This is a genomic window from Planctomycetia bacterium (assembly GCA_015200345.1).
GTDB lineage: Bacteria > Planctomycetota > Phycisphaerae > UBA1845 > UTPLA1 > PLA3.
On sequence record CP054187.1, the window covers coordinates 2,316,426 to 2,339,992 of the forward strand.

The window sequence follows — 23,567 nt, forward strand, 5'->3', positions numbered from 1 at the left end:
TTCACTACATCGGCACGGCACGAATGCCGAAGTGCTTCATCTCGTAGATGATAATCCCGTCCACGCTCAAAAACCCGTCGGCCACAAGCAGCGGCGCGGGGCCGTTCTCGCGGCGGGTGATGGCGGCGGTGACTTCGACGTGCTTGTTTCGCGGGATGATCTGGCCGCGATATTGCCATTCGTGGGGCAGGCCGATGGCGATGGATTCGAAGCGATGGGTGTGAGCCAGCTCCGGCCAGCGATCGCGGGCATATACTTTGAGCAATTGCAGGAAGGATTCCAGCCCCAGCGAGCCGGGCCAGACCGGATCCTGGTAAAAGTGAGCCTTGAAGAACCATGCCGAAGGATCGACCGTCGTCGAGCCTGCGACATAGCCCAGACCGTGCGGTCCGCCATCGAGCAGCAGGGCATCGATGCGGTCGATCATGCGAAAAGCGCGGCCGGGCAGTGCGAGGCCTTCGCCGAGATCGCCACGAGTCTTGACCGCATCATCCGGCGTGAAGGGCGGATCATCGGGGAGATCAAACGGCGCGCGGCCGGCGGCGAGTTGTGCCGCGGTGGGAATGAATCGTCGCGCGGCGGCGTCGCGGATGCCGACCTGCTGTGCGAGCGCTGCGGCCGAGAAGAAGCCAAACGACGTATCGCCGGAGTAAATCAACTCATCGCCACGGCGCATCTCGAAATCGAATTTCTGAATAATCATGCCGCCGGCGCGGGAGACGCTGGTCATGCGCACGCGCGTCGTGAGCGTGGCCGGCTCTGCTAAAACCTCCATGTGCTGCACCGCGCGGCCGCCGAGATTGCGGAAGCTCAAATCGACATCGCTGGTCAGTGCGGATCCGCAATAGGCGGCAAGCCAGCCGCAGGGTTGCAAAGCGATTTCGAGCAGCACGGCGAAGGGCATCGCGCGTTGTCGATTTGCTGCGACGTACCATGCGCCGGGTTGCGGCGCAGCGTCGTCCGCGATGGGCACATCGTACTCGGCCGTGATCCAGCCGCCCGGCTCCAGGACCCACGGCGGCGGCTCGATGTCGACGATGCGATCAAGAAAGTGATACGGCGGTCCCGGCAGGCGTGCGATGCGTCGCTTTGAATCGAAGACGGCGTACGGCTCGCCGAATGCGTCCGAGGGTTTGCCGATGGCGAAAGCGAGGATGCGATCGGTGTCGTAGATCGCGGCGCGGCGACGCGGTTTCGCGATTGGAGTCGACGGATTGCGGTCCGTCGGTTTTGAGGACGGCGCGCGCTTCAAGGTCGGCGCCACGCGTGATCGCTCCCACGTCGATTCAATTCGCTTGCGCGAAAGGCCCGTGACCTGCAACGACATGTTATCCATGCGCACGATGCGTTTTTCGTCAGCATACAGGAGCGCATCGGCGAGCACGTACGGTGTCTGCGCGCCGTCGGCCTCGGCGCGATAGCCGATCTCTTTGACATGCAATTCGTATCGCACGGTTCGCGTTCTCGGCGTGACGGGACCGCGACATCGCAGGGCGCTGGCGATGCCGGGAATCGGCTCGTAGCAGACGCCGTCGCGCTCGCCGACCCAGCCGAGCCGCAGCAGGAAAAACCGCAGCGTGTGCACGCAGCATTCGTACATCAGCGTGCCGGGCATGACCAGGTCATCCACAAAGTGGCACGTCAGATACCAATCGTCGGGCTGCACGTCGGCCTCGGCGATGACGAGACCCAACCCAAAGCGCCCGCCGCACAGATCGAGCGTCGTTACGCGATGAATGAGCGTCATGCGCCCGTCGGGCAGTCGCAGTGGATCGCGGAGCGACAGCGAATCAAACGGCGCGCCGAAACAACCGGCCAGATCGCCGCGCCGCAGTGCTTCGAGTTGCGCGTCGCCGAACGACTGCGGCGCCTCTTGCGACACGAGCGGGGCAAAGCCGCCGGCGACGCGGCCGCCCGACGGTGCTTTGTCTTCTGCGGTCAACACAATGCCGTGCGAGTTTTCGATCTCCTGCGCCGTGAAGAAACCGGCGCAGCCGTCGCGCATGGTGAGAACGGTCTGCCCGTCAATCGTGCCGTCGAACCGGAAGAAGAACAGATACGTCTCGCCCTGGCGGACGAAGCGATCGATGGTGATGTCGTAACGGATCGTCTCGCCGGGCCGAGGCAGGCCACGGTGAAAGGTGACCGTCGCGTCGAGCAGGCGATACGCGCGAACGCCCTTCGCTACGAAATCAATGCCGAGGTAGCCGGAGAGAAAGAGATCGGCCTGGCCTGCTTCGACGGTGATGCTGATCGGTGCGCGATCGCCGTCGAGGTACCACGCGCCGGGCAACACATCGTGCTCGGTGACAACGCGGCCGTGCGTGAGCGAGCCTTTCTCGCCTTCGATTTCGAGGATTCGGTCGACGAGCATGAGCGGCTCGTCGGGCAGGCGCACGCGGACGGGGTAGGTGTCGACGACGGCGAACTCGGGGCCGAGGACGTTCGCGGCGCGGCCGACGGCGAATTCAAGACACTTGGCGCGATCCAGCAGCGGAGGCGGCGTGCTTGTCGCTGCTGCGTCCGTCGGGGAGCGCCACGCCGCGGTCGAAACGGAAGACGGTCCCTGCTCGTCGCGAAGTTGCGAAGAACCAGCGAGCAGACGCGCATAGTCGTCCATGGCGGTGCGCGAGAATCGCAGAAAGGTCTCGTGCGCTTGCGACGCGGCATGGGTCACGTCGCGATGGGACGCGATCAACCCCGCATCGCACGGCGCGGAAAACGACGACGCCCTCTCACGGGTTTCCGCGGTCGCGACCAGGGCCGGCGCGGCGAGACGGCGAGCCGTCGGCAATCGCGGCTTGCCCAGCCGTACGCCGACCGGAACGCGAACCGTCGTGTCAGGGCGAGACGTGACCGACTCGATTCGTTGCCGATGGATTGGGGCGCCGTCTGATTCAAACAATGGCCTGAAGTCAATCGGCACGCCCTCCGTGTAAAGCGACGCCAGCAGGTGAATGAACTCGCCGACTTCGTCCTCGCCGCGCGGCACGGCCGACCGCGCCCAGTGGGGTCGATCGGCCAGTGTGCGGCCGATCATCCGCGTGCAGGAGGCCAGCGGACCGATTTCGATGAATCGGCGCACGCCGTCGGACCAGGCTCGTTCAATGAGCGCGGGAAAGTCGAAGCCTGCCATCGCTTGGCGCGTGATGGATTCGGCGGCGCTGGCACGCGTCACTTCGTACGGCGCGGCCGCCGCCGCGCTGTAAAAGCGCACGCCGGCCGGTGGAGTTGCGTCAAGCAAATGAATATCGCGATACGCCTGCTCGACCGATTTCGCCGCGTCGCAATGCACCGCCGGCACGCCGGCCAGCGCGACCCCGCGGCAGCGAAGTGCCTTCATCGCGGCATCCACGTCCGGGCGCAGGCCGCCAATGACGCACTCGTCGGGCGTGTTGACGATCAGCAGTCGCGCACGGAGCGGCCGGCCCTCGCGCTCGGATTCGACCAGCGCCTTGCGCACGGCGTCGGCAGATCGCGGCACAACGACCGCGCGCCAGTCGATTTCCAGGTCACCCGGCAGCCCCCAACTTCGGCGCAGGGCGTCATAGGGCGGGCCTAACTCCGAACCAAACAGTGGCGACGCCGACATCCGGCGAAGCATCTCATCGGGCGTTCGCCATGCGCGCGAGGCAAAGAGGCCGACCGATTCGCCGAGGCTGTAGCCGATGACGGCGCGAGGGCGAACCCCGAAGGCCGCCAGCAGATCCGTGACCGCCATGCCGAAGCCGACCTGTCCGAAGATCGGACGGCGCAGATCGGCGGAGATCTTACGCTCGAATTCCCGCTGCGCGGCGTCGTCGGAGAAACGCCACGGCGCGAACCAGTCGATCATCATTAGCGAGGCGGCGCGCTGGGAATCGCGCTCCAGAGCGGCGAGCGCCGACGGGAACGCGTTAAGCAACGCGCTGCCCATGCCGAGGTAGTGATTGCCGGAACCGGGATAGACGAACGCGATATCGCTCGCGCGGCGATGTGCGGCGGGTGCGTAATAAACGCCATCGCGCCCGTCGAGCGCGGCGTCGGCATCGCGCGACAGCGCAGCCCGAGCGGCGTCGACCGCCCGGTGAATCGCCGGTGCATCCGAGGCGACCAAGGCGAGCCTTCGAATGTCGTCGGTCACGGAGATCGGCTTGGCGCGCGCAGCGGGGTCTGTGCGAGCGAACCATTGACGGGCGGCAAGATGCACATCGTTCCCGGCTTGCGCCGCGATCTGCGCCAGCTCGTCCAGTTGCGCGAGAAGTTCCGTCGCCGAAGCAGCGCACAGGCCGAAGATCGCCGGCGCGATCGTGCAAATCGGCCGAGGCGCGGTCGCCGCGTACTCCGGTCGGACAGGCTCTTCCAGCAAAATCGCGATGGATTCCCCGAGCGGCGACGAGGCCGAAGCGAGCGCGCGGCGAGGGCCTTCCGCACGATCGTGCGACCAATGAATCGGCCGCGCCAGGCAGCGCGAAGGATCGGCGAGATTGAGCGAGCCGGATGGAAGGGTCTTGTGGTGCAGCGCCAGCGCGGCACGAACGAGTGAGGCCATGCCCGTGGCAGCGCCGGCGGCACCGTGCGCGGCGCTCACGCTCCACGCGCCGCGCGGGCTGAAGCCTGCGGCTCGTTGGGCGGGCCAGGTACCCTGGGCGCGCGCGGAGGAAAATTCGGTCAACAATGCGTAAACACGATCGCCGTCTCGCTCGGCATCGTCCAGGCGCTTGAGCACGACGGTTGCCGCGCCTTCGGCTACTGGCTTCGGGTCTTCACTGGTATCACGCCGTGATTGCGTCGTCGCCCAGGCGGCGCGCACGTCGCCGGCCAGATCGACGGCTCCCGCGACTGCGGCATCAATTTCGCCGCGCTGCAACATTCGCGCGGCGATCTCCACCGCTCGCAGGCCCGACGCTTCCTCGCATGAGACCGCAAAGCACGGCCCCCCAAACTGGAACTCCCGCGCAATGCGGCTGGCGATCATGCCACCCAGCGCGCCGACGGTTCGCGGCGCGTTTAACGCCGGACCGGTGGCGTTGCGCAGCTCGTCCAGCCACGATTCGAGCTGCTCTTCATCCAGCGTTAGCCCCAGGGCCTCCGCCCAGCGGCGCACCTGCCCCGCGAGCCACCAGCGCAGGTGAAAGTTCGTGGTCTCGAAATCCAGCGCCATGCCGACCAGCGCCGCCGTGCGAGGTCGGCGGCCGCGCATCGGCATCTTCGCATCGGCCAGCGCGGCGGCGACGGATTCAAGCATGACGAGCTGCTGCGGCAGAATCTCGGGCAACTCCGCCGGCGGAATGTGGTAACGCTTGATGGAAATATCGAGGTCGCGCAGGTAAGCGCCGCGCGCGGCCGATCGCGCAAGCCCTTCGCGAACAAGGTGGTCGAGATAATCTTCCACGCCGCGCCAGCGATTGGGCGGTCGCGTCCGCGCGGTCGCATCGCGTGCTGCTGGATCGTCTAAGAACATCGCGCGGGTGAATGCGTCGAGGGATTCGCACCGCCCGAATCGCGCGTCCATACCGACGATGGCAACGGGCGGTTCAATCGCAGGCGTCGCGGCGATTGACCCGGCGAGAACCGGAGCGGCCTCGACGACGTCTTCCTCGATCAGCACATGCGCGTTAATGCCGCCGAAGCCGAAGGCGCTGACGGCCGCGCGACGCGGCGTCGGTTCCGCGCGGCGATTCCAAGGCTCGGGCGCGGCGAGCACGCGAAACGGCGAATCGGCAAGCGGGCTGTTCGGCGAGGCGCGCGTGAAGTTCGCAGAAGGCGGCAGCACGCCCTCGCGCATCGCGAGCAGCACCTTGATCAGCCCGGCCGCTCCGGCCGCAGTCAGCAAATGCCCGACGTTGGACTTGACCGATCCGATCGGCACGGGCGCTTGCGACCCCGGCACATCGGCCCACAGCGTGCGCAGCGACGCCAGCTCGACGGCATCCCCCGCGGGCGTGCCGGTTCCGTGGCACTCAACAAGGTCAAGATCCGCCGGCGACCAGCCCGCCTGCTCGTAAGCAGCGCGCATCGCGCGAAGCTGCCCCTCGCTGTCGGGCGCGAGCAGGCTGCCGCCGATATCGTTGGACAGGCCGATCCCGCGAATGACGGCGTAGATGCGGTCGCCGTCGCGACGGGCGTCGTTCAGCCGCTTCAACAGGACGATCCCCGCGCCTTCGCCGACGACCAGCCCATCGGCGGATTCATCGAACGGCGCGCAACGTCCGCTTGCCGACAACGCCCGCAATTGCGAGAAGCCCATCTGCGTATAGAGGCATTCGGGGCGCGACACGCCGCCGGCCAACATCGCGTCGGCGCGCCCGGACGCCAGTTCCTCGCACGCGAGCTTGAGCGCATATAGCGACGACGCGCAGGCCGCATCGAGCGTGTAGGCACAACCACCCAGGCCGAGGGCTTCACCCAGCAGCGCGGCGGGCAGGCCGACGGCGGCGGCGTTCAATGGGTGCGGCGATTCGCTCGATGGAATCACCGTGTCCGCGGCGCGCCCGAGGACGCTTTGTGCGAACGCCCGGCCGATGATTTCGCGCGTGATGGCCGACGCGCCGTCGGTGGGCAGGGCGATGGCGGCGAGGATCACGCCAGTGCGTGCGCGATCGACTGGTCGGCTGGCCGGCGCGGCGTCCTCCAGTGCGTCGCGGCCCGCATGCAGCACGAAGTGGTAGAGCGGATCAAGTCGCTCCAGCGCTTCGCGCAGGTCGGGAGCAAGCGTCAGCCCGCGCGGATCAAGGCGAAAATTCTCGACGTAACACGCGCGAAGCGAATAGACTTTGTCGGGCGCGGGTCCGTCGGCCAGGGCATCCTTCGGATCGAGAATCCATCGACCGGGCGGCACCTCGCGCGCGGCATCGGTGCGCTGCACGATGTTGCGCCAGAAATCGGCGAGCGACGCCGCGCCGGGGAAGACGCCGCCGATGCCGACAATTGCAATCGGGACCGAAGCACTCATGGTTTCGTCATCGAGGCCGGATCAGACCGTCAGGCCGATCGGTGATTGTTTGCGGAACGCGGCGGACAGGCCGGCGTCGACGGTGCACTGATAGCCGTCGATCCGCGCGACGATCGTGCCGTGGTGGTCGCTGAAAACGAAGTCGGCGGTGACGCGGGCGCGAGACGACTCGGTCACACGCAGGGTCACGCGAACGCCATCGCGGGGGAATCGCGCGTGATACTGGCGATACGCGGCCAGCCCGCTTGGCAGCGACAGCGCGGACAACTCCTCGTGGCACCAGAGAATCGCCAGTTGAAACGCGGCGTCGATCGCCAGCGGGTCGGTGAGCCATTCACCGCGAATCGGCTGGGCCATCCACTCGCGCGCGTTTGGGGCGGTCCGCACGTCGGCGACCAGGCCGCGTGGCGAGATGCCGGAGATCGCCTGTATCGCGCGGAAATGCTCGCCGTGGAAAAGGACCTTTCCATAGGCCGCGTCGATCGCCAGCGAGAACGGGCGTTCGGAAAGAGTCTCGATTGTGGCGCGATCGTCGCTGGCCGGCGCCGGCCGGGCGCTGGCCAGCACGGCCTGGGCGCGGGCGTGCAGAATTTCGCGGTCGCCTCGGCCGATGGAGCGCATCTCAACCGGCACGACAAATTCGCCGCCGCGCTTCGTCGGCGCGCCGGTCAGCCAGTGCAACGTGCGGGCACCGCCGTCCAGCACGACGCCGCGAAGAATACGAAAATCTTCAATTCCCCCCAGCACGAGGCCGGGGTTGGCGTGAATGGCCGCCTGGCCCAGCCATTCCATCGTGACGGCGGCCGGCAGGACCGGATGCCCATCGAGCAGGTGCGAGCGGAGGAACGGATGGCTCTCGATGTCGATGCGGCGATTAAACGCGGGACGCATGTCGGCGTCGGTGGCGTCCGCCGCGCGTCGTGTCTGCGCCGGCATTTCGAAGCCGTCGCCGAGAATGACTTCCACGGCATCGGTCGGACCGATGCATTCGCGCACCATGGCCCGCGCGCCGGCGTCGAGCGGAATCAGCGACACGCCGCGCTGGGCGAAGGCGCGCTTGAGGCCCTCGTTGACCATGCCGCCGTCCCACGGGCCCCAGTTGATCGCGCAGACGCCGGCATGCGGCAGGCGCGCGGCGAGCCGGCGGGCGACCTTGTTCAGCACTTCATTGGCGGCGGCGTAGTCGGCCTGACCGGCGTTGCCGAATCGACCCGCGACGGACGAGAAGAGAATGATCTGCCGCAGTTCGTTCGTATCCAGCGCACCGAGCAGCGACGCCAGCCCGCGCACCTTGGTGTCATACACGCGGGCGAACTGTTCGTCGGTCTTGTCCTCCATGCGACGATCTTCCAGCACGCCCGCGGCGTGAATCAACCCGCGAATCGGCCCCCACTCACGCCGTATGCGCTCGATCAAGGCACGGGTCGCCGCGGCGTCGCGCACATCGACCGACTCGTATCGCACGCGCGCCCCGGCTGCGATGAGGCGGGCGAGCGTGGTCCGAATCTCGCGCTGCGCCAGGTGATGCTCATACGCGGCGCGCAGCTCGCGCGGCCCGACGCGCTGACCGGCGAACGCGTTCGTCGCGATGGCCTGCTTGATCGACGCCTCGTCGCTTAATCCGTGCAGCCAGGCCGGCTCATCCGTCGGAACAGGCGAGCGCCCCAGGAGCACCAGTGCCGGTTGCACGGCCAGCGCGAGCGCTTCGGCCGCCGCCGCGGTGACCCCGCGCGCTCCGCCGCTGATCACGACCACGTCGCCGGGGTGCAGCGAGGGCTTTGCCTCCATTGCCGGCGCATCGGCGAGTTCAGGCACAACGCGCCCCGCAGCCGACAGACCGACCTCGATTTCATCGCCGCACCGCAGCTCCGTCGCCAGGGCGTCGGCGGCCGCGTCGGCCTCCAAGTCTGGCGCGATGTCAATCGCGCGACACCAAACGCCGGGCCATTCATGCGCTGCCGTCTTGAGGATGCCCGCCAAGCCTGCCTGCGCCGCGTCGAAGTCGCCGCCGGTCAGGCCGAACCGGCCGTCCATTCGCGTAACGCACGCGAGCAAGGCGCCTCCCTCCTTCACGGCGGCCTGGAGCGCGGGCGCGGCACGACGAACGAGCGCAAAGAGATTTCGCGTGGCTTGCTCGGTCTCGCTGCACCAGAGCGGCGCGCCGGGATGGGTCGGAGGAAGCGTGAGAATCAGCGCGGACGGGTTCGCGGGCCATGCTGCGGCCGCCGAATCGTCGGGAGTACTCGAAACAACGTGAGCGGCGAAACCGTCCGAGCGAAGCCGGTCGGCAAGGCGATCCGCCAGCTCGTCGCCTGCGCCAACAATCCAGATCGTCGCGCCGTTCGGCACGCGCCAGGCGCGATCGGCGGGCGCGGAGGACTCCCGCGCGACTAGGACGCGACGCCGAAGTCGCACCGGATCAGCCGCGCTCGGCGCGGCTTCAGCACGCGGCGCTGCCGGTTGAGTGACTTCACGCGATCCGGCTTGTTGCGTCGAGGATGCGTTCGCAATGCCGCCCCCCTGCGAGGCGAAATAATCGACGATCTGCGCCAGCGTGCGAAGGCTGCCCATGTACTCGGGTTTGACCGAGGCGACATCGGGCAGGCGACCCTCGACCGCCGCGAGGATTTCGACCCGTTTGATCGAGTCGATTCCGAGATCGGCTTCCAGGTCCATGCCGAGATCGAGCATGTCGCGCGGGTAGCCGGTGAGCTGCGCCACGACGTCGAGCAGGACGGTCGAAAAGACGGACGTCGTTGATGAGTCCGGCTCGTCGGAAGCGGGCGAGGCTGACGAGCTTGCCGCGGCGTCGTGGGCGGTCGCCGGCGTGGTCGGCCGGCTCGGCTCGCTCCTGACCGATGAATCGCCTGCGGGCGCGTTCAGGCTCGACTCCACGAACGCGAGAATCTCGCGCAGCGTGCGGATGCCGCCCATGTATTCCGGCTTGATGCCGCCGAACGCCGGGATGCGCTCCTCGATGGCCGCGACGATCTCCACGCGCTTGATCGAGTCGATGCCGAGGTCGGCCTCGATGTCCATGTCCAGCTCGATCATGTCGCGCGGGTATCCGGTTTTTTCGCAGACGACCTCCAGCACGACATTCTCATGGGACGCAGACGCGGTGGGGGCCGCCGCGGTCCGCGCGAGCGTCGAAATTGGTTGGGCCACGGGCGCGATCGGTGCGGCAGCGGGGCCGGGTGCGGTGGGCGTGGCCGGCGCGACGGGCGGCGGAAGATGCGAACCGGTCGTCATGGGAACAGCCTGTGCGGAGCTGTTGGTTGGCGTCGCCGCGCGAGCGATCGACAGCGCGAGCGATGGAGCCGGAGGCGATGGTGGCGGTGCGTTCATTGGCGTGGCCGACGGCGCGCCGGCGAGAAGTCGACCGTGCGTTTCAAGGAGTTGCACAAACGCGCGGTGGGCTTGTTCCTGCCCTTCGAGGAATCGCTGGTGTGCCGCGGCGGTTTGCTGTTGCAGCGCCTGCATGGCTTGCAACCCCTCGCGAAGCAAGTGCGCCGCGTCTGAAGCTGGGGCCGCAGGTGCATGATGGCGCTGCGCGGTCGGCGCGGCGGAATGAAAATGCTCGTTCATGGTTGTCTCGATCTTCTTTGTATTCGGTGCAACGGGCGATGCCGCTGCGGCTGCGGGTATTGATCGTGCCGGTATGGTCGGCGTCGGTGAAGGCGTCGGCGTTCGCGGCGCGGCGGATGACGCGAGTGGACTAAGTTGCGTGGGCGCGGCGGCGGCGGCCGATGGTTTCGACGGCGAACGCGCGGAGCCTTGATCGGATTCGGTCTTTCGTGGTGCGCGGTAATTCGCGCCGGTCAGCGGGATGATCATGCGCGGCGTACGCGGCTCGGGCGTTTCGCGTTCCCATTTCGTCAGGTCAACACGGCGGCCCTGCGCGGCCAGCTGCGCCAGAACACAGGCGAGATGAAACATTCCGTCGCGGCCGGTCGGCGCATCCATCGCCAATCGCGTGTGCGGTCGATCGCCGAGCGTCGCCTGGACCAGGCCAGACAAGACCTGCTTCGGTCCGACTTCGACAAAGGTATCAACGCCGGCGTCGGTCAGCCCTCGCACCACGGCGATGAAATCGACCGGCGACGTAAGCTGCTCTCCCAGCACGGCCCGCGCCGCTGCTCCGGCGGGGTACAACGCACCCGTTGCACCGGCCAGCACCGGCACGCGCCCCGCCGCGAACGCAACGGCTTCCAGTGCCTGCCGAAAGGGTGCCGCAGCCGATTGCATGAGTGGGCTGTGAAACGCGCCGGAAACTTCCAGTGCTTTCGTCGCCCAGCCTCGCGCCTTGCACGCCTGGGCCGCCGCGGCCACGGATTCACGCGCGCCGGAAAGCACCGCCTGCGCCGGCGCATTGCGATTCGCCAGCACCACATCCAATCGCTCGGCTTCGATGAGCGATGCGATCTCGTTGACGGGTGCTTTCACCGCAAGCATCGCGCCGCGCCCGCCGTCGCCCGCGGCCATCAGCCGACCGCGCAACCGGGCGAGCCGATGCATCGTTGCTTCGTCGTAGCGACCGGCGACGCACAGCGCGACCAATTCGCCGAAGCTGTGGCCCGCGAGCAGATCGGGCGCAACGCCGTACCGCTCCAGCACGCGCGCCATGCCGAGCGAGACGGCCCCCAGCGCGGGCTGGGCATGCTCGGTCTGGTTCAGCTCGCGTGCGGCGGCCGACTTCGCGGCGTCGTCCAGCGGCCCGCGCGGGTAAATCAGATCACTGATGCGCGGGTCAGATTCATCGGCTGCGGCCTCCGCCGACTCCAGCGATGCGATCAACTCGGGAAACGTGCATGCCAGATCGCGCCCCATGCCGAGATGCTGACTGCCCTGACCGGGGAACAGGAACGCCAGCTTGCCGACGGGTCGCCCCGTGCCATGCCAAAACGTCGCAGGCCGCTTGTGCGGCGCACGCCGGCCGGAATCACGGCCTTCGCCGAGATCGATCCGCAGGCGAGCGTCGTTCAATAGCGCAGCGAGATCGTCGCCGGTCTCCAGGACCATCGTCAGGCGATGCGCGTGCTCGTGGGAGAAAGCCTTGCGTGAACGTCCGGCGAGGTGTGCGATCCACGCGGGTGACGAGCGGCCGGCGCGCACGTGCTTCGACCAATCCTCCAATTGTTCGCGCAGTCCGGCGGGTGATTCGCTCGACAGCGCGATGATCTGCGCCGAGCCGTCCCACGCCGGTTCGGCCAGTGCGCCGGGCGCGGCTTCCAGCAACGCGTGAAAATTGCTGCCGCCGAAGCCGAACGAGCTGACGCCCGCGCGGCGCGGACGGCCACGCCGAGCCACCCACGGGCGCAATTCGGTGTTGATATAAAAAGGACTTGTGTCGATATCCAGCTTCGGATTGGGCCGGGCGACCTTGATCGTCGGCGGAAGTGCGCGGTGATGGATCGCCAGGGCCGCCTTGATCAGCCCCGCTGCGCCGGCCGCCGCTTTTGTATGGCCGATCTGCGACTTCACCGAGCCGACGGCGCACCAGCGCGCGTCGGCGTCGCTTGCCGCCTCGCGATACACGCCCGACAGCGCGTCGAACTCGACCGCGTCGCCGACTTTCGTGCCCGTGCCGTGGGCTTCGATCAACTCAACGTCGTGCGGCGCAAGCCCGGCAATCTTGTACGCATTGCGCAGCGCCCGGGCCTGGCCGGCGGCGTGCGGGGCGTAAATGCTCTGCGAGCGGCCGTCACTGGATGTGCCGATGCCGCGGATGACGGCATAGATTCGATCGCCGTCACGCTGGGCGTCGGGCAGGCGCTTCAGCACGAGCATGCCGATCCCCTCGCCGAGGACCGTGCCATCGGCGTCGTCGGCGAAGGGCCGCGCGTCGCCCGTCGGCGAAAGCGCCGGCGTCTTGCTGAAGCACATATACATGAAAATATCGTTCAGGGTATCGACGCCGCCGGTGAGCGCCAGATCACAGCGCCCCGTGGCCAGCTCCATCATGGCGAGGTGCGCGGCGCTCAACGAGCTGGCGCAGGCTGCATCGACCACGCAGTTTGTCCCGCGCAAATTAAGACGATTGGCGATTCTACCGGCCACCACGTTGCCCAACAGGCCGGGGAACGAATTCTCCTGCCAGCTCACGTACGCGTCGGAAATTTTCGCCAGCGCCGCCTCAGCCTGATCGGCCGGCACGCCCGCCTCGGCCAGCGCTCGCCGCCAGATCGGATGACCCAGCCGCGCGCCCAGCGGCAGCGCCAACTCCTGCAAGCCGGTTACGCCGAGAATGACGCTCGCCCGCTCGCGATTGAACTCGCGCGACTCGCCGTAGCCCGCGTCCTCCAACGCCGCCTTCGCAACGACGAGGCTCAACAGTTGCGACGTGTCGGTCGCTTCGAGAATCGTCGGCGGGATGCCGAACTCTGTCGGGTCGAACTCCGTCGGCGAGAGAAACCCTCCGCGCCCGCAATACGTAAAGTCCGGCCGCTTCGGATCCGGGTCGACGTAGTCGGCGATGGACCAGTGGGTCGGCGGCGTCGGCGTGATCGCGTCGTCTCCGCGGCGCAGCAGCCGCCAATAGGCGCGGATGTCCGCCGACTTGGGGAACATGCAACCCATGCCAATGATGGCGATGGGCTGGGAGGGTTTGTCCGACGTTCGCACGCTGTTCATTCAGGGGTCCGACTTCGGAAAGTGCGTAAAGTGCCTGGCCGATCCGGGCAGGTCTTTTGTGAAAGGGGGAAGTATAAGGGAAAGCACGCCCGGACTGTATCGGATGCCGTCATTATAAAACATTGAGAAGAACAAGCTTATGGCTGCGGACAGAATTGGAAGGCGCGAATTGCCAACAGCGAAATGACCGGTATTCGAGCGTTCTCGCCGTCAAGGGAGCTTTCGCAAGATGCTCCTCGCACGTCGTTATTCAGCCAGAATTCCCTGCACGTCCGCCAGTTCCATCGGCTCGAAGCGCCCCAGGTCCGGCGCGATCTCCACGCCCTGCGCCCGCAGCCAGTTCACGCGCGTCAGCACCGCCGCGCCCAGCATCAAGTTCATTGCCACGGCCACCACGGTTCGATTCTGCCAGCGCTCAAGGCACGAGCCACGCGCCCATTCGTTGAACGCGCCCATGGCCGGGCCGCACCAGATCTGGTAGTCCGCCTTGCGCGTCGGCTCGCCGGCGTTCGCCCATTTTGACGCTTGTCCAAGATAAGACCGGAAGACCAGGGCCATGCGATGCTTGGGGTCGGCCTCGGCGCGAGCGATCTGCGACGGGTCGCGCTTCTCGAAGAACGCGCGGGTCTGATCCCACGCCTGTTCGAGCGAGCAGCGGAAGAAGTCCCGCTCCAGCGCCGTGCGATGCGCCGCGGGCAGCGAATCGAGGCTTTCGTATTGACGATACAAATCGTAAAGCCTGCGGGCGCGCATGGCGAACATCGTGCCGAACTTCAAAACCTGCACCTTCACGCCCATCTCGAACATGTCGGCCGCCGGAGCCATCGTCACGTCGGCCTGCGACGCCTTCGCCAGCATCTCGCGCACCGCATCGGACGTGCCCGCCTCGACGCACGCCTGATTGACCGAGCCGGTCAGCACGAAGGCCGCGCCCATCGCGAAGGCCGCCGCCGCCGCCGCGGGCGTGCCGATGCCGCCGGCCGCGCCGAGGCGCAGCGATCGGTCGTATTCAAACTCGGCCTGCAACTCGTCACGCAGGGCCATCATCGTCGGCAGAAGCGCAAGCGACGGACGGTTATCCGTGTGCCCGCCCGAGTCAGCCTCGACAATGAGGTCTTGCGCCACGGGAATGCGCATCGCCCATTGGGCTTGCTCGGCGGTGATATCGCCGGACGCAACGAGTTTGTTGAGCATGGCTTCGGGCGGGGGCGAGAGAAACTTCCGAGCGACTTCCACGCGCGAGACCTTTCCCAGCACGCGGTTCGGACAAATCACACGGCCTTCCGCGTCGCGCGCGATGCCGCTGACCCGGTAGCGCACCAGTGGGAGTGTGAGATCGAGGTAGGCCGACGCATCGACGACGCGCACACCGCGTTTCAGGTAGAGATCGACCACGGCGGCTTCGAGGTCCGGCTCGCTCGGGCTGTGGATGAGATTGAAGCCAAACGGTCGACCGGGTAGCACTGCTTGCACGTGGTCGATGGCGCGGGCGACGCGGTCGACGCTCAATCCGGCCGCGCCGAAGAAGCCCATCATTCCGGCGCGTCCCATCGCTTCAACGAGTTCGACCGAGGCGATGCCGTTGGCCATTGCGCCGGCGAGGTAGGCGTATTCCAATCCGTAGTCATGCCGGAACGAGGGATCGCCCAGCATTGAAGGGTGCAGCGCCGGAGCAAGGGCAAAAAGCGGCAGGACCTGTTCGCCGGCGCTCGATGTGGAATCAATCGGCACGGTCGTGCCGAGTGTGCAGACACCGTCCACCGCGAGCGCGATGCGCTCGCCGTGCACCACCACGGCGATCGGCGAGTTGACTCGGCGCAGGGCCTGACGCACGTCATGCGGCTCCCACACCGGTTGCCTGCCGGACGATCGCCACCAACCGCGCACGAGCGGCGCGGCGGCGGAGCACGGTTCGCGAATCGGCTTGGACGCGGGCTTGGCCGGTGCCGATTCGTCGAGTGGTGTGACGGCATCGGGCGCCTCGGAAGCGACACCGTGCGGCATGGCAGCGGCTTGCGGAGGCCATGAAGCGTTCCCATCGCGCAGCGGCAGCGCCCGCGCCGCGCGCACGCCCAGATCTATCAGTACGTTGGCCCCGGCGAAGATCGTCCCCAGCGCCAGCCGCGCGCCGGATCGCGCCGTGTTCGCCGCCGCCGACAACGCATCACGACTTGTGTCGATAACGCCCGAGGCCATGGAAGACACCAAGCCGCTGCCGCTCGACGGTTCGCGCCGCACGGGGGAGACCTGCTCATGGGATTGGTCAGGATTGCCCATCGCTTTGCGATTCTACCGGCAAGTCACCCGCCGAGCACCTTCAGCGAGACGCCGCGCTTCTGCTCCACGGCTTCCCGCAATTGCGGCGGGATCTGAAAGACCGTGTCTTCCTCGGCCGTCGTGCAAAGCTCGACCCCGCCGGCCCCCAGCGACGCCAGCCGATCCAGCACGCCGCGCACGACCGATTCGGGCGTGCTGGCCCCCGCCGTGACGCCGACAAGTGTCGCGTTTGTGACCCAGGCCGGGTCGATCTGGTTCGCCCCGTCAATCAGGAAGCCGCGCACGCCCCGCGCCGCGCCGACCTCCACCAGCCGCGCCGCGTTGCTGCTGTTGCGCGAGCCGACGACCAGCAGCAGGTCCATCCCGCGGCGGGCCATCTCCTTCACCGCGTCCTGCCGGTTCTGGGTCGCGTAGCAGATGTCGTCGGTCGGCGGAAGTTCCAGGCTTGGAAATCGCGCGCGCAGGGCATTCAGCACGCCGGCCGTATCGTCCACGCCGAGCGTCGTCTGGGTGAGTACCATGAGTTTGTCGTGCGGCGGAAACTCGACCGTTCGGGCGTGCGCTTCGTTCTCGACAAGTGTAATCTTCCCCGGCGCTTCGCCCATCGTGCCGATCACCTCGTCGTGCCCGGCGTGGCCGATCAGCGCGATGTGATAGCCCTGCCGCACAAAGCGATGAACTTCCAGGTGCACCTTCGTGACCAGCGGGCAGGTCGCGTCGATCAGCCGCAGACCGCGCGATCGCGCTTCGTCGAATACGCTCGGCGCGACGCCGTGCGCCGAAAGAATGGCGACCGCGCCGACCGGCGCTTCGGACAATTCCTCGATGAACACGGCCCCCTTGCCGCGCAGATCGGCGACGACGTGGCTGTTGTGCACGATCTCCCGCCTCACATAGACCGGCGGGCCGAACGCCTCCAGCGCCAGATCGACGATCTTCACCGCGCGATCGACGCCGGCACAGAACCCGCGGGGATTGGCAAGGAGGACGTTCATCGATTGCATAATGATAGCTTGCGACGGCGTTGAAGCCGATGGCGTGCAATCCGTCTGCTTCGTGTATTCACGATGCCGCCAGTTCCTCCCGCGCTCCGGCGATCAGCGGCCCGATCGCTTCCGCGGAAAAATCGAACTTCACCCCCGCCGCGGCGAACAACTCCGGCAGCGGTCGGCGGCCGCCCAGGGCCAGGCCCCGTTGGTAGGATTTGACCGCTCCGGCGTAGTCCCGCCGCGAGTTGAAATAGACCCCCAGCGCCCCGAGCTGCGCGATGCCGTATTCGACGTAATAGAACGGCACGGTGAACGGGTGATTCTTGCGATGCCAGCTCGTCGCCAGCGCGTCCTCCATGCCGCCGTAATCGACCCAGTGATTGAATCGCCTGTTCAGCGCGGTCCAGGCCGCACGGCGTTCTTCGCGTGTGTGCATCGGGTGGGTGTAGACCCAGTGCTGGAACAGGTCGATCGTACTCATCCACGGAAAGAAACGCACGATATTGCTTAGGTTGTCCAAGTGCGCCCGCTTCGCGTCGGCCGGCGAGTAAAACTCCGTCAGGTGCGGTGCGGCCAGAAGCTCCATCCCCATCGACGCGACCTCGGCGAACTCAATCGGAGGCTGCCGCAGCGCCGTCATCGGCTCGTCGCGCACCGCGAACACATGAAACGCATGCCCCCCCTCGTGCAGCATCGTCTGCACGTCGTCCTGCGTGCCCACCGCGTTCATGAAAATGAACGGCAAACGACGGCCTTCGAACGCCGTCATGTACCCGCCAGGCGCTTTTCCCTTGCGGCTTTCCAGATCGAGCAGGCCGCCCTCAATCATCTGCGCAAACTGCTTTTCAAACACGTCGCCGACGCGCGCGAAGATTCTTCCGCATCCCGCGATTAACTCCGCCGCGCCATGAAACGGCGCCAGGGGTTCGCGCCCTTGCGGGTCCACGTCCATATCCCACGGCCGAAGGGTATCCAGACCCAATTGCCGCTTGCGCTGCTCGGCCAATTGCTGCGCCGCGGGCACGACAAGCTTTTCCACGCTGGTGGCGAACGCCTCGCAATCCGCCGGCGTGTAGTCGAACCGCTCCCAGTCTCGAAACGCGTATTCGCGGTAGTCCTTCAGCCCCTTGTTCACCGCCATCTGATGTCGGATGCGCACCATGTCGTCGAAGATCTGCTCGATCTCGTCGCGCCGGCTGGTCCAGCAGGCGGTGATCTTCTCCCACGCCTCCCGGCGTACCGACCGATCCGGCGACTCCAGCAGCTTGCTCATTTCTTCGAGCGTCTGCTCGCGGCCGTCGTGCTGCACGGACATCCCGCCGACGATCTTCTGGTACTGCTGGGAGAGCTTGTCATCCTCGGTCGCCAGCGGGACGTTTCGCTCGTCGAACAAATCCACTCGCGTCCGAAGCTGTTTCAACCAGACTTCGAATCGCTCCGGCGGCAGATCGCGCGCATGCTCGCAAGCCAGCACCTTGCGTTCCAGCGTGTTCGTCCAGACCTTAACCTGCGGCGCGACGTTCTCCACAAACTCCAAGTAGCGCTTTTCAATGGTAGTGTCGTCTGTATGGCATGTCATCGCCACGTATCGCGTCGAGCCTTCCTCGTCGAGCCATGCATCCAATTCCGACCAGTCCGCCAGAAAGGCCTCGAGCGCCGCGCGGCTGCCCAGGACGCGGCCTTCCAGATCGCGGTAGTACGGTTCGATCACCGCTACGTCTCCGAGGACGGCATCGGCCGCAACAAAGCGGCGTGGGTAATCACACGTCGTGGGCGAGGTCGTCGGTGAGGTTGAGCCAGCCATGAAGCAATCCTTTCCAGGAGCCTGTTGCGATCGAGCGCAGCGTGCGTAATGGTATCGTCGCGCACGCGGCCCGGCCCGGTTCGAGTGATTACGAACGCAATTCTCTACGGAGTAAAAAAGGCGTGCGGCACCCTGTTGGTATTGGCGCGGTCAAAGGGTGCCGCAGCGAGTGGAAGACGATTAGTTGTTCTCCCCATCGGTCAGCACGAGGCCGATCGATGAGAAGCGGTTAACTCATTCTACGCAGCGAACAGGTGTGGTGGCGGGGATATGAAATTCTGTTGCCCGCAAACGTCACCGGCCGCTACGTCATCACAATAACATCATATCCTACAGAAGGTTAGCAGTCAATGAAAAGTTCGCGAATTCGAGCCATAGCCGAGAGAATTTTAAAGGAAGGCCCGGTCGCACTTGATCGCTCCGCGAAAACGAGCCAAATGGGGCGTGAGTTCGATGCTGTTAACTGCCCAAAGGACGCCGCAGCCGAGATCAGTGTAACGAGGATTGAAAGGGCTACAGATTTTTGGGCGGCGGCTTGAGCCGATTTCGGATTGCGGGGCGGGCGGCAAGGATCGGTTGGGCGGCCGCTTCGTTTACCCTTGGCCGGCGGGCGGCAGCGCGATGGGCGGCGGCGACAAAGCCGTCCAAATCCTGAAAATCCCACTCGTTTCGCGCCACGGGGACGGCATGGGAATCCAGGACGACCAATCCGTGGTGGTCCACGAGCGCTCGCGCGGCGAACCGGTCGCAGCGGGCCTCTTTCTGCCGAGTGTTGCGCCGAGCCTGGCGAACCAGCCAGTGATACAACTCGTGCATGAACACAAACAGCACCAACTGGTAGGGGTCTTGGACGACAATGCTGTAAATCTCCCGCCACCACCGGCCGCGACTGGACCGTGCCCGGGCAAGGTAGGTTTTCAACGGGTACGGGTAGCTCACGTGCCGCCCGACATTCACGTAGATTCGCCCGGTCTTATAGAAGCACGTACCTGAAAAATCCGAGGAGCGGCTGTTGCGAATCGTTACATCCAGCCCGTGGAGCGGCCATTCGCCGGCCGCCTCGCGGATCATTTTCAGGAGCCGGTCGGTATCGAGTGCTGTCAGATTGCGAAACCGCACGAAGTCATACTCCTGTTCGATTGCCGGCATCGGGATGAGGGGTTCGCCCACCCCCCGGTTACGTCCGCGAACCATCGAACGTAAATGTCCATCGGCCGAGCAGATAGGCCGGCTGGAGCGCGTGTTTATGTGGTCTTGCGGTTGCCGGCTGATAGTCGTTGCATCAATCGGCCTCCCCCCATAATCAAGGCGATGCCCAGGCGCAGCGGTGTGCTACTGGAACTGGAGGTTTTAGGACATACCCGAACCTTCGTATTGATCGGATGTTTCGTCGTTGCTTCCGCCCCGGTCAGGCGGTAAAATCCAGCGAGAGACAGCCGGGTTGCTACCGGGGACCGGCCGTCTCGACCTACCCCGCCGTTCCGTGCCGGACATGGCGGCGGATGCAACACGGCGCGAAGCGTTTCAACCATTGGTGGATTGCGGTCGTGCCCCCGCCTCGCGGAACCCCCAGGCAGCCTTGTAAGGGAGGCCCTTTCATGAGGACTCGATTCGATCACGTTCTGAACCCGCGCGGCGTGGTGGCGCTGGGTCTGATGGCGGCGTTCATCGCCGTGGGTTGCGGCGGCAACATCAGTCCGTTCTTGTCGGCCCAGTTCGCGCAGACATTTCTGAACCTTCCCGATCGCAATCAGGGAACGCCGACCACGACACCGGATAACACCACGCCGGACACCGCGATCACGTCGGTGTGCGCGCTGGATGCGGCCAATAGAAATATACAAATTGCGCTGGTGAATCAAGCGCAGCAGCCGGTGTCGTTCGCGATCACGCTGGCGGTGTCGGCGGGTCCGGGCGGCTTTGTGTGCGATGCCGAGTTGCCGAATTATCTCAACGCCGGGTACGTCGATGCCCTGATTCCGGGACAGACGGTCCTGGTGGTCGGCTGCGACACGGTGCCGCTGCTCTCGGGCACGCGGATTCTGGTTCGGCGTTACGGCATCAACGAGCTGGGCAGCCCGTCGCTCGTGGCCGCGGCGCCGGGTGCCGAGACGACGCGCACCCTGCTGACTGCGACCGGCAGCCCGTTGATTCCGCTGCCGGAACTGATCATCTTTGGGGATGCGGATCCCAATTTCATCTGCACGGGCGCGAACCTCTGCACCCAGCGCGGGTTTGTCTATACCAATCCGTCGGGCATTCCGGTCGGCAAATCCGCCGAGGTCATTCGCATTCAGGGCACGCTCTGTGCGCAGGGCTTCGGCACGGCACCGGAGTGGCGGCTGGACAAAACACCCTTCAACAACGCCGTGCAGCCCTTCCAGTATGCCGCAGGCGGCACGATCGTCGCGACGGTTCTGGATCGTTCGGGCGACGCCGCGAGCAACCAGCGCAATCAAGTCGTCTGGCTCGTCACCAACGAAAACGGTGACACGATTCACCTTCCCGATCCGGGTTGATTTTTCGCAACACAACGCAACCCATCGGCCGGTCCGCTGCGTCCGCGTGATTCTTTATCAGACCGCGCGGCTGCGCTGTCGGCTGCGCGGATTTTTTGGGTGCAACAACGCGTCCAGCCGGGTAACGTATGCATCGCACGGACGCACGCGTGATTCATCGCCTTCGGGTTCGCATCACGCCACGGAACGGACTCCACCCCGTCGCCGGTTGGAGTTCTGTTCCATGCTGGGATACGTGCTGGCCTATCGTCCTCTCACCCTTGACGGAAGCCTTGTCACCTCCGCGGGTCGGCGGTTCTTCTTCACCGCCGGGCCGAATGACACGGTGCTTCGCGGCGGAGACTGGGTTCACTTTGAGCCGCTGCCCGGTGCGGCGACGCCGGATGCGCACCACAGTGGAACGTCGACGTTCGCGCGAATCATCGCACGGGCGGATCACGTGGCGTCGTTGTGTGTTTCATCCGGCGACGCGGCGGCCCTGCTCGCTGCACTGGCCGGGGAATCGCTCTTGGAGCGGCCCGCTTGAGGGGCCTGGCTTGGGGACGCTATACTTTGCCCCCGAACGGGTGCCGGGGGCAGTCAGCCCGACCGGCAACCCCCTTCAGGAGCAGCGGCCATGCCACGCATGTTTCGTTCAGCCCGATTGCTTCAATCCAGGTTTCCGTGGGTCGCGGTCTTGGCGCTGATCGCAGGCGCCGGATGTTCCCAGGCGGGTGGCGACAGCGCGATGCGCGACGTAATCATGGTGGGCACGACCAAGGCCGACCCGTTCGGCATTCCGGCCGAATACCGGGCGCTGCACGCCGGCATGGAGGAGGCGCTGGGTCGGCCGGTACGTTTCAATCCGCAGCCCGGTGGCGAGGCGATCGCCCAGCAACTGACGATGGGCGACATGAAGTTTGCCATATTGACCGCCCAGGAATACGCCTCAATCCCCGATGCATCGCATTTGAGATTGCTGGCCAGCGCCGTAAACGAGATGGGTCGGACGTCGCGCAAGGGGCTGCTGATCGCGCGCGCGAGTGACCAGCGATTCAAATCGGTGGCGGATTGCGCCGCGAAGCGATTTGCGTTCGGGACGTACAAGGACTTGCTGACGGACTACGCGGCGCGAAAGGCGCTGGAGCGTGGCGGGGTGCCGATGAATAAATTGCTCCCCGAGTTGCTGCCGCCGCCGTTCTGCTGGGAGCAGCGGTTGTATGTTCAGAACGACGCGGCCGTGAAGATCGCGCTGGATCTGACGGTGAATGCCGGCGTGGTCGACGAGACCGTCTTCAACAAGCTGCCATCGACCGGAGGGAATCCGATCAGCGGCCCGTCGAAGGATCAGTTCAAGGTGATCGGCGAGACCGATCCGGTCCCGGAAATGGTGATCGTGGCGGGGCCCGGCGCGGCCGAGGACGACGTGAAGAAGTTGACGGACTATTTGCTGAATCGCACGGCGGAGAATGAGGCGATTTGCAAGCAATTAATGGTGAAGGGCTTTGCCCCGGCGAATCGCTCCGAGTATGACGCATTGAAGGCGATGATGCCGCGTTGACGGATACGCGCCCCGGGGATGGAATTCAATCGAGGAATCGCAATGACGCACGCCCCGCTTGCTGACAGGTTGTTCTTCGCCGGTGCCCGGCGCCGCTCCCTGGCCGCCGACCTCGCGTTGGTGGTTGCGGGATCGATGCTGGTGGCACTTTGTGCGAAGGTGCAACTCCCGATGTGGCCGGCCCCGATGACGCTCCAGCCGTTCGCGGTGTTGCTGGTGGGCGCGGCACTGGGGATGCGGCGCGGCGCGGCGGCGCTGGCGGTTTATCTGTTGGAAGGCGCCGCGGGCTTGCCGGTGTTCGCCGGTCCGGTCGCGGGGATCACCTACTTCGCCGGTCCGTCGGCCGGCTATTTGTTTGCGTTTCCGGTCGCGGCGGCCGTGGTGGGAGCGCTCTGCGAATTGGGCATGGGCCGGCGAATCGCCACGGCTGCCATGGCGATGGCAGTCGGTCAGGTGATTATCCTGTGCGGCGGATTCCTTTGGCTGGCGTTTCAGGTCGGCATCAGCGCCGCGTTCTTCGAAGGCGTGCTGAAGTTCCTTCCGGGCGATGTGCTCAAGATCGCTCTCGCGGCCTTGGCGCTGCCGTGGGCCTGGCGGCAGATTGATGGCAAGCCGTCAGTCTAGAACTGGTTTCAAAACTCCTCTCCCTGTTGGGGGAGAGGTTGGGTGAGGGGGAAAAGTAGTTCAAACGAAAGGATTCACCCTCACCCCGACCCGCTCCCTGAAAGGGAGAGGGGATTGTGAAACAGCTTGTAGTGCTGTCAGCAGGGTGAGTTGCAGCGCGGCCGCGAAAGAACGCGCCAGGTCGTCGCGGCATGAAGGCCGCGGCGCACAACATGAAGCAGTGATGCCTGGAACCCTCCAGGACGGT

Annotated in this window: 10 protein-coding genes; 4 read left to right on the forward strand and 6 right to left on the reverse strand. The window is 65.9% G+C overall.

Annotation, left to right across the window (positions count from 1 at the left end; translation table 11 throughout):
* Positions 1-4: 4 nt before the first annotated feature.
* The 6 genes from HRU71_09485 to HRU71_09510 all read right to left on the reverse strand — a co-directional run bounded on the left by HRU71_09485 (position 5) and on the right by HRU71_09510 (position 19,786).
* Positions 5-6,934, reverse strand: a complete 6,930-nt coding sequence (locus tag HRU71_09485) for a type I polyketide synthase (GenBank protein ID QOJ03701.1) — start codon at positions 6,932-6,934, stop codon at positions 5-7.
* 21 nt (positions 6,935-6,955) lie between these two features.
* A complete protein-coding gene (locus HRU71_09490; GenBank protein ID QOJ03702.1) occupies positions 6,956-13,567 on the reverse strand; it encodes an SDR family NAD(P)-dependent oxidoreductase in 6,612 nt (2,203 codons plus the stop codon).
* Between the two features lie 246 nt (positions 13,568-13,813).
* Complete coding sequence (locus HRU71_09495; GenBank protein QOJ04974.1) at positions 13,814-15,571, reverse strand: PfaD family polyunsaturated fatty acid/polyketide biosynthesis protein; 1,758 nt, start codon at positions 15,569-15,571, stop codon at positions 13,814-13,816.
* Positions 15,572-15,867: 296 nt separating this feature from the next.
* Positions 15,868-16,839 carry a 4-hydroxy-3-methylbut-2-enyl diphosphate reductase gene (gene ispH, locus HRU71_09500; protein ID QOJ04975.1) on the reverse strand — a complete coding sequence of 324 codons (972 nt, stop codon included), beginning with the start codon at positions 16,837-16,839 and terminating at the stop codon, positions 15,868-15,870.
* 67 nt (positions 16,840-16,906) lie between these two features.
* Positions 16,907-18,637 (reverse strand): M3 family oligoendopeptidase, encoded by a 1,731-nt coding sequence (locus HRU71_09505; protein ID QOJ03703.1) that lies wholly within the window; start codon positions 18,635-18,637, stop codon positions 16,907-16,909.
* A 513-nt stretch (positions 18,638-19,150) separates the two neighbouring features.
* Positions 19,151-19,786: a hypothetical protein gene (locus HRU71_09510; GenBank protein ID QOJ03704.1), complete on the reverse strand. Its 636-nt coding sequence runs from the start codon at positions 19,784-19,786 to the stop codon at positions 19,151-19,153.
* 449 nt (positions 19,787-20,235) lie between these two features.
* Here HRU71_09510 and HRU71_09515 point away from each other — a divergent pair, with 449 nt between their 5' ends.
* From HRU71_09515 to HRU71_09530, 4 genes are all read left to right on the forward strand, one after another.
* On the forward strand, positions 20,236-21,156 hold the full coding sequence (locus tag HRU71_09515) for a hypothetical protein (protein QOJ03705.1): 921 nt from the start codon (positions 20,236-20,238) through the stop codon (positions 21,154-21,156).
* Positions 21,157-21,379: 223 nt separating this feature from the next.
* Positions 21,380-21,682, forward strand: coding sequence for a hypothetical protein (locus HRU71_09520; protein QOJ03706.1), 303 nt, complete (start codon positions 21,380-21,382; stop codon positions 21,680-21,682).
* Between the two features lie 90 nt (positions 21,683-21,772).
* Positions 21,773-22,696: a PhnD/SsuA/transferrin family substrate-binding protein gene (locus HRU71_09525; protein QOJ03707.1), complete on the forward strand. Its 924-nt coding sequence runs from the start codon at positions 21,773-21,775 to the stop codon at positions 22,694-22,696.
* Positions 22,697-22,738: 42 nt separating this feature from the next.
* Entirely contained in the window at positions 22,739-23,320 is a 582-nt protein-coding gene (locus HRU71_09530; GenBank protein ID QOJ03708.1) for a biotin transporter BioY, read from the forward strand.
* Positions 23,321-23,567 lie beyond the last annotated feature (247 nt).

What these genes read in the sequence shown, in the direction of transcription:
- HRU71_09485 (QOJ03701.1), bottom strand. Translation starts at nt 6,934, where the DNA reads ATGAGTGCTTCGGTCCCGATTGCAATTGTCGGCATCGGCGGCGTCTTC.
- HRU71_09530 (QOJ03708.1), top strand. Translation starts at nt 22,739, where the DNA reads ATGACGCACGCCCCGCTTGCTGACAGGTTGTTCTTCGCCGGTGCCCGG.
- HRU71_09525 (QOJ03707.1), top strand. Translation starts at nt 21,773, where the DNA reads ATGCCACGCATGTTTCGTTCAGCCCGATTGCTTCAATCCAGGTTTCCG.
- HRU71_09495 (QOJ04974.1), bottom strand. Translation starts at nt 15,571, where the DNA reads ATGCCGCACGGTGTCGCTTCCGAGGCGCCCGATGCCGTCACACCACTC.
- HRU71_09510 (QOJ03704.1), bottom strand. Translation starts at nt 19,786, where the DNA reads ATGCCGGCAATCGAACAGGAGTATGACTTCGTGCGGTTTCGCAATCTG.
- ispH (QOJ04975.1), bottom strand. Translation starts at nt 16,839, where the DNA reads ATGAACGTCCTCCTTGCCAATCCCCGCGGGTTCTGTGCCGGCGTCGAT.
- HRU71_09490 (QOJ03702.1), bottom strand. Translation starts at nt 13,567, where the DNA reads ATGAACAGCGTGCGAACGTCGGACAAACCCTCCCAGCCCATCGCCATC.
- HRU71_09515 (QOJ03705.1), top strand. Translation starts at nt 20,236, where the DNA reads ATGAGGACTCGATTCGATCACGTTCTGAACCCGCGCGGCGTGGTGGCG.
- HRU71_09505 (QOJ03703.1), bottom strand. Translation starts at nt 18,637, where the DNA reads ATGGCTGGCTCAACCTCACCGACGACCTCGCCCACGACGTGTGATTAC.
- HRU71_09520 (QOJ03706.1), top strand. Translation starts at nt 21,380, where the DNA reads ATGCTGGGATACGTGCTGGCCTATCGTCCTCTCACCCTTGACGGAAGC.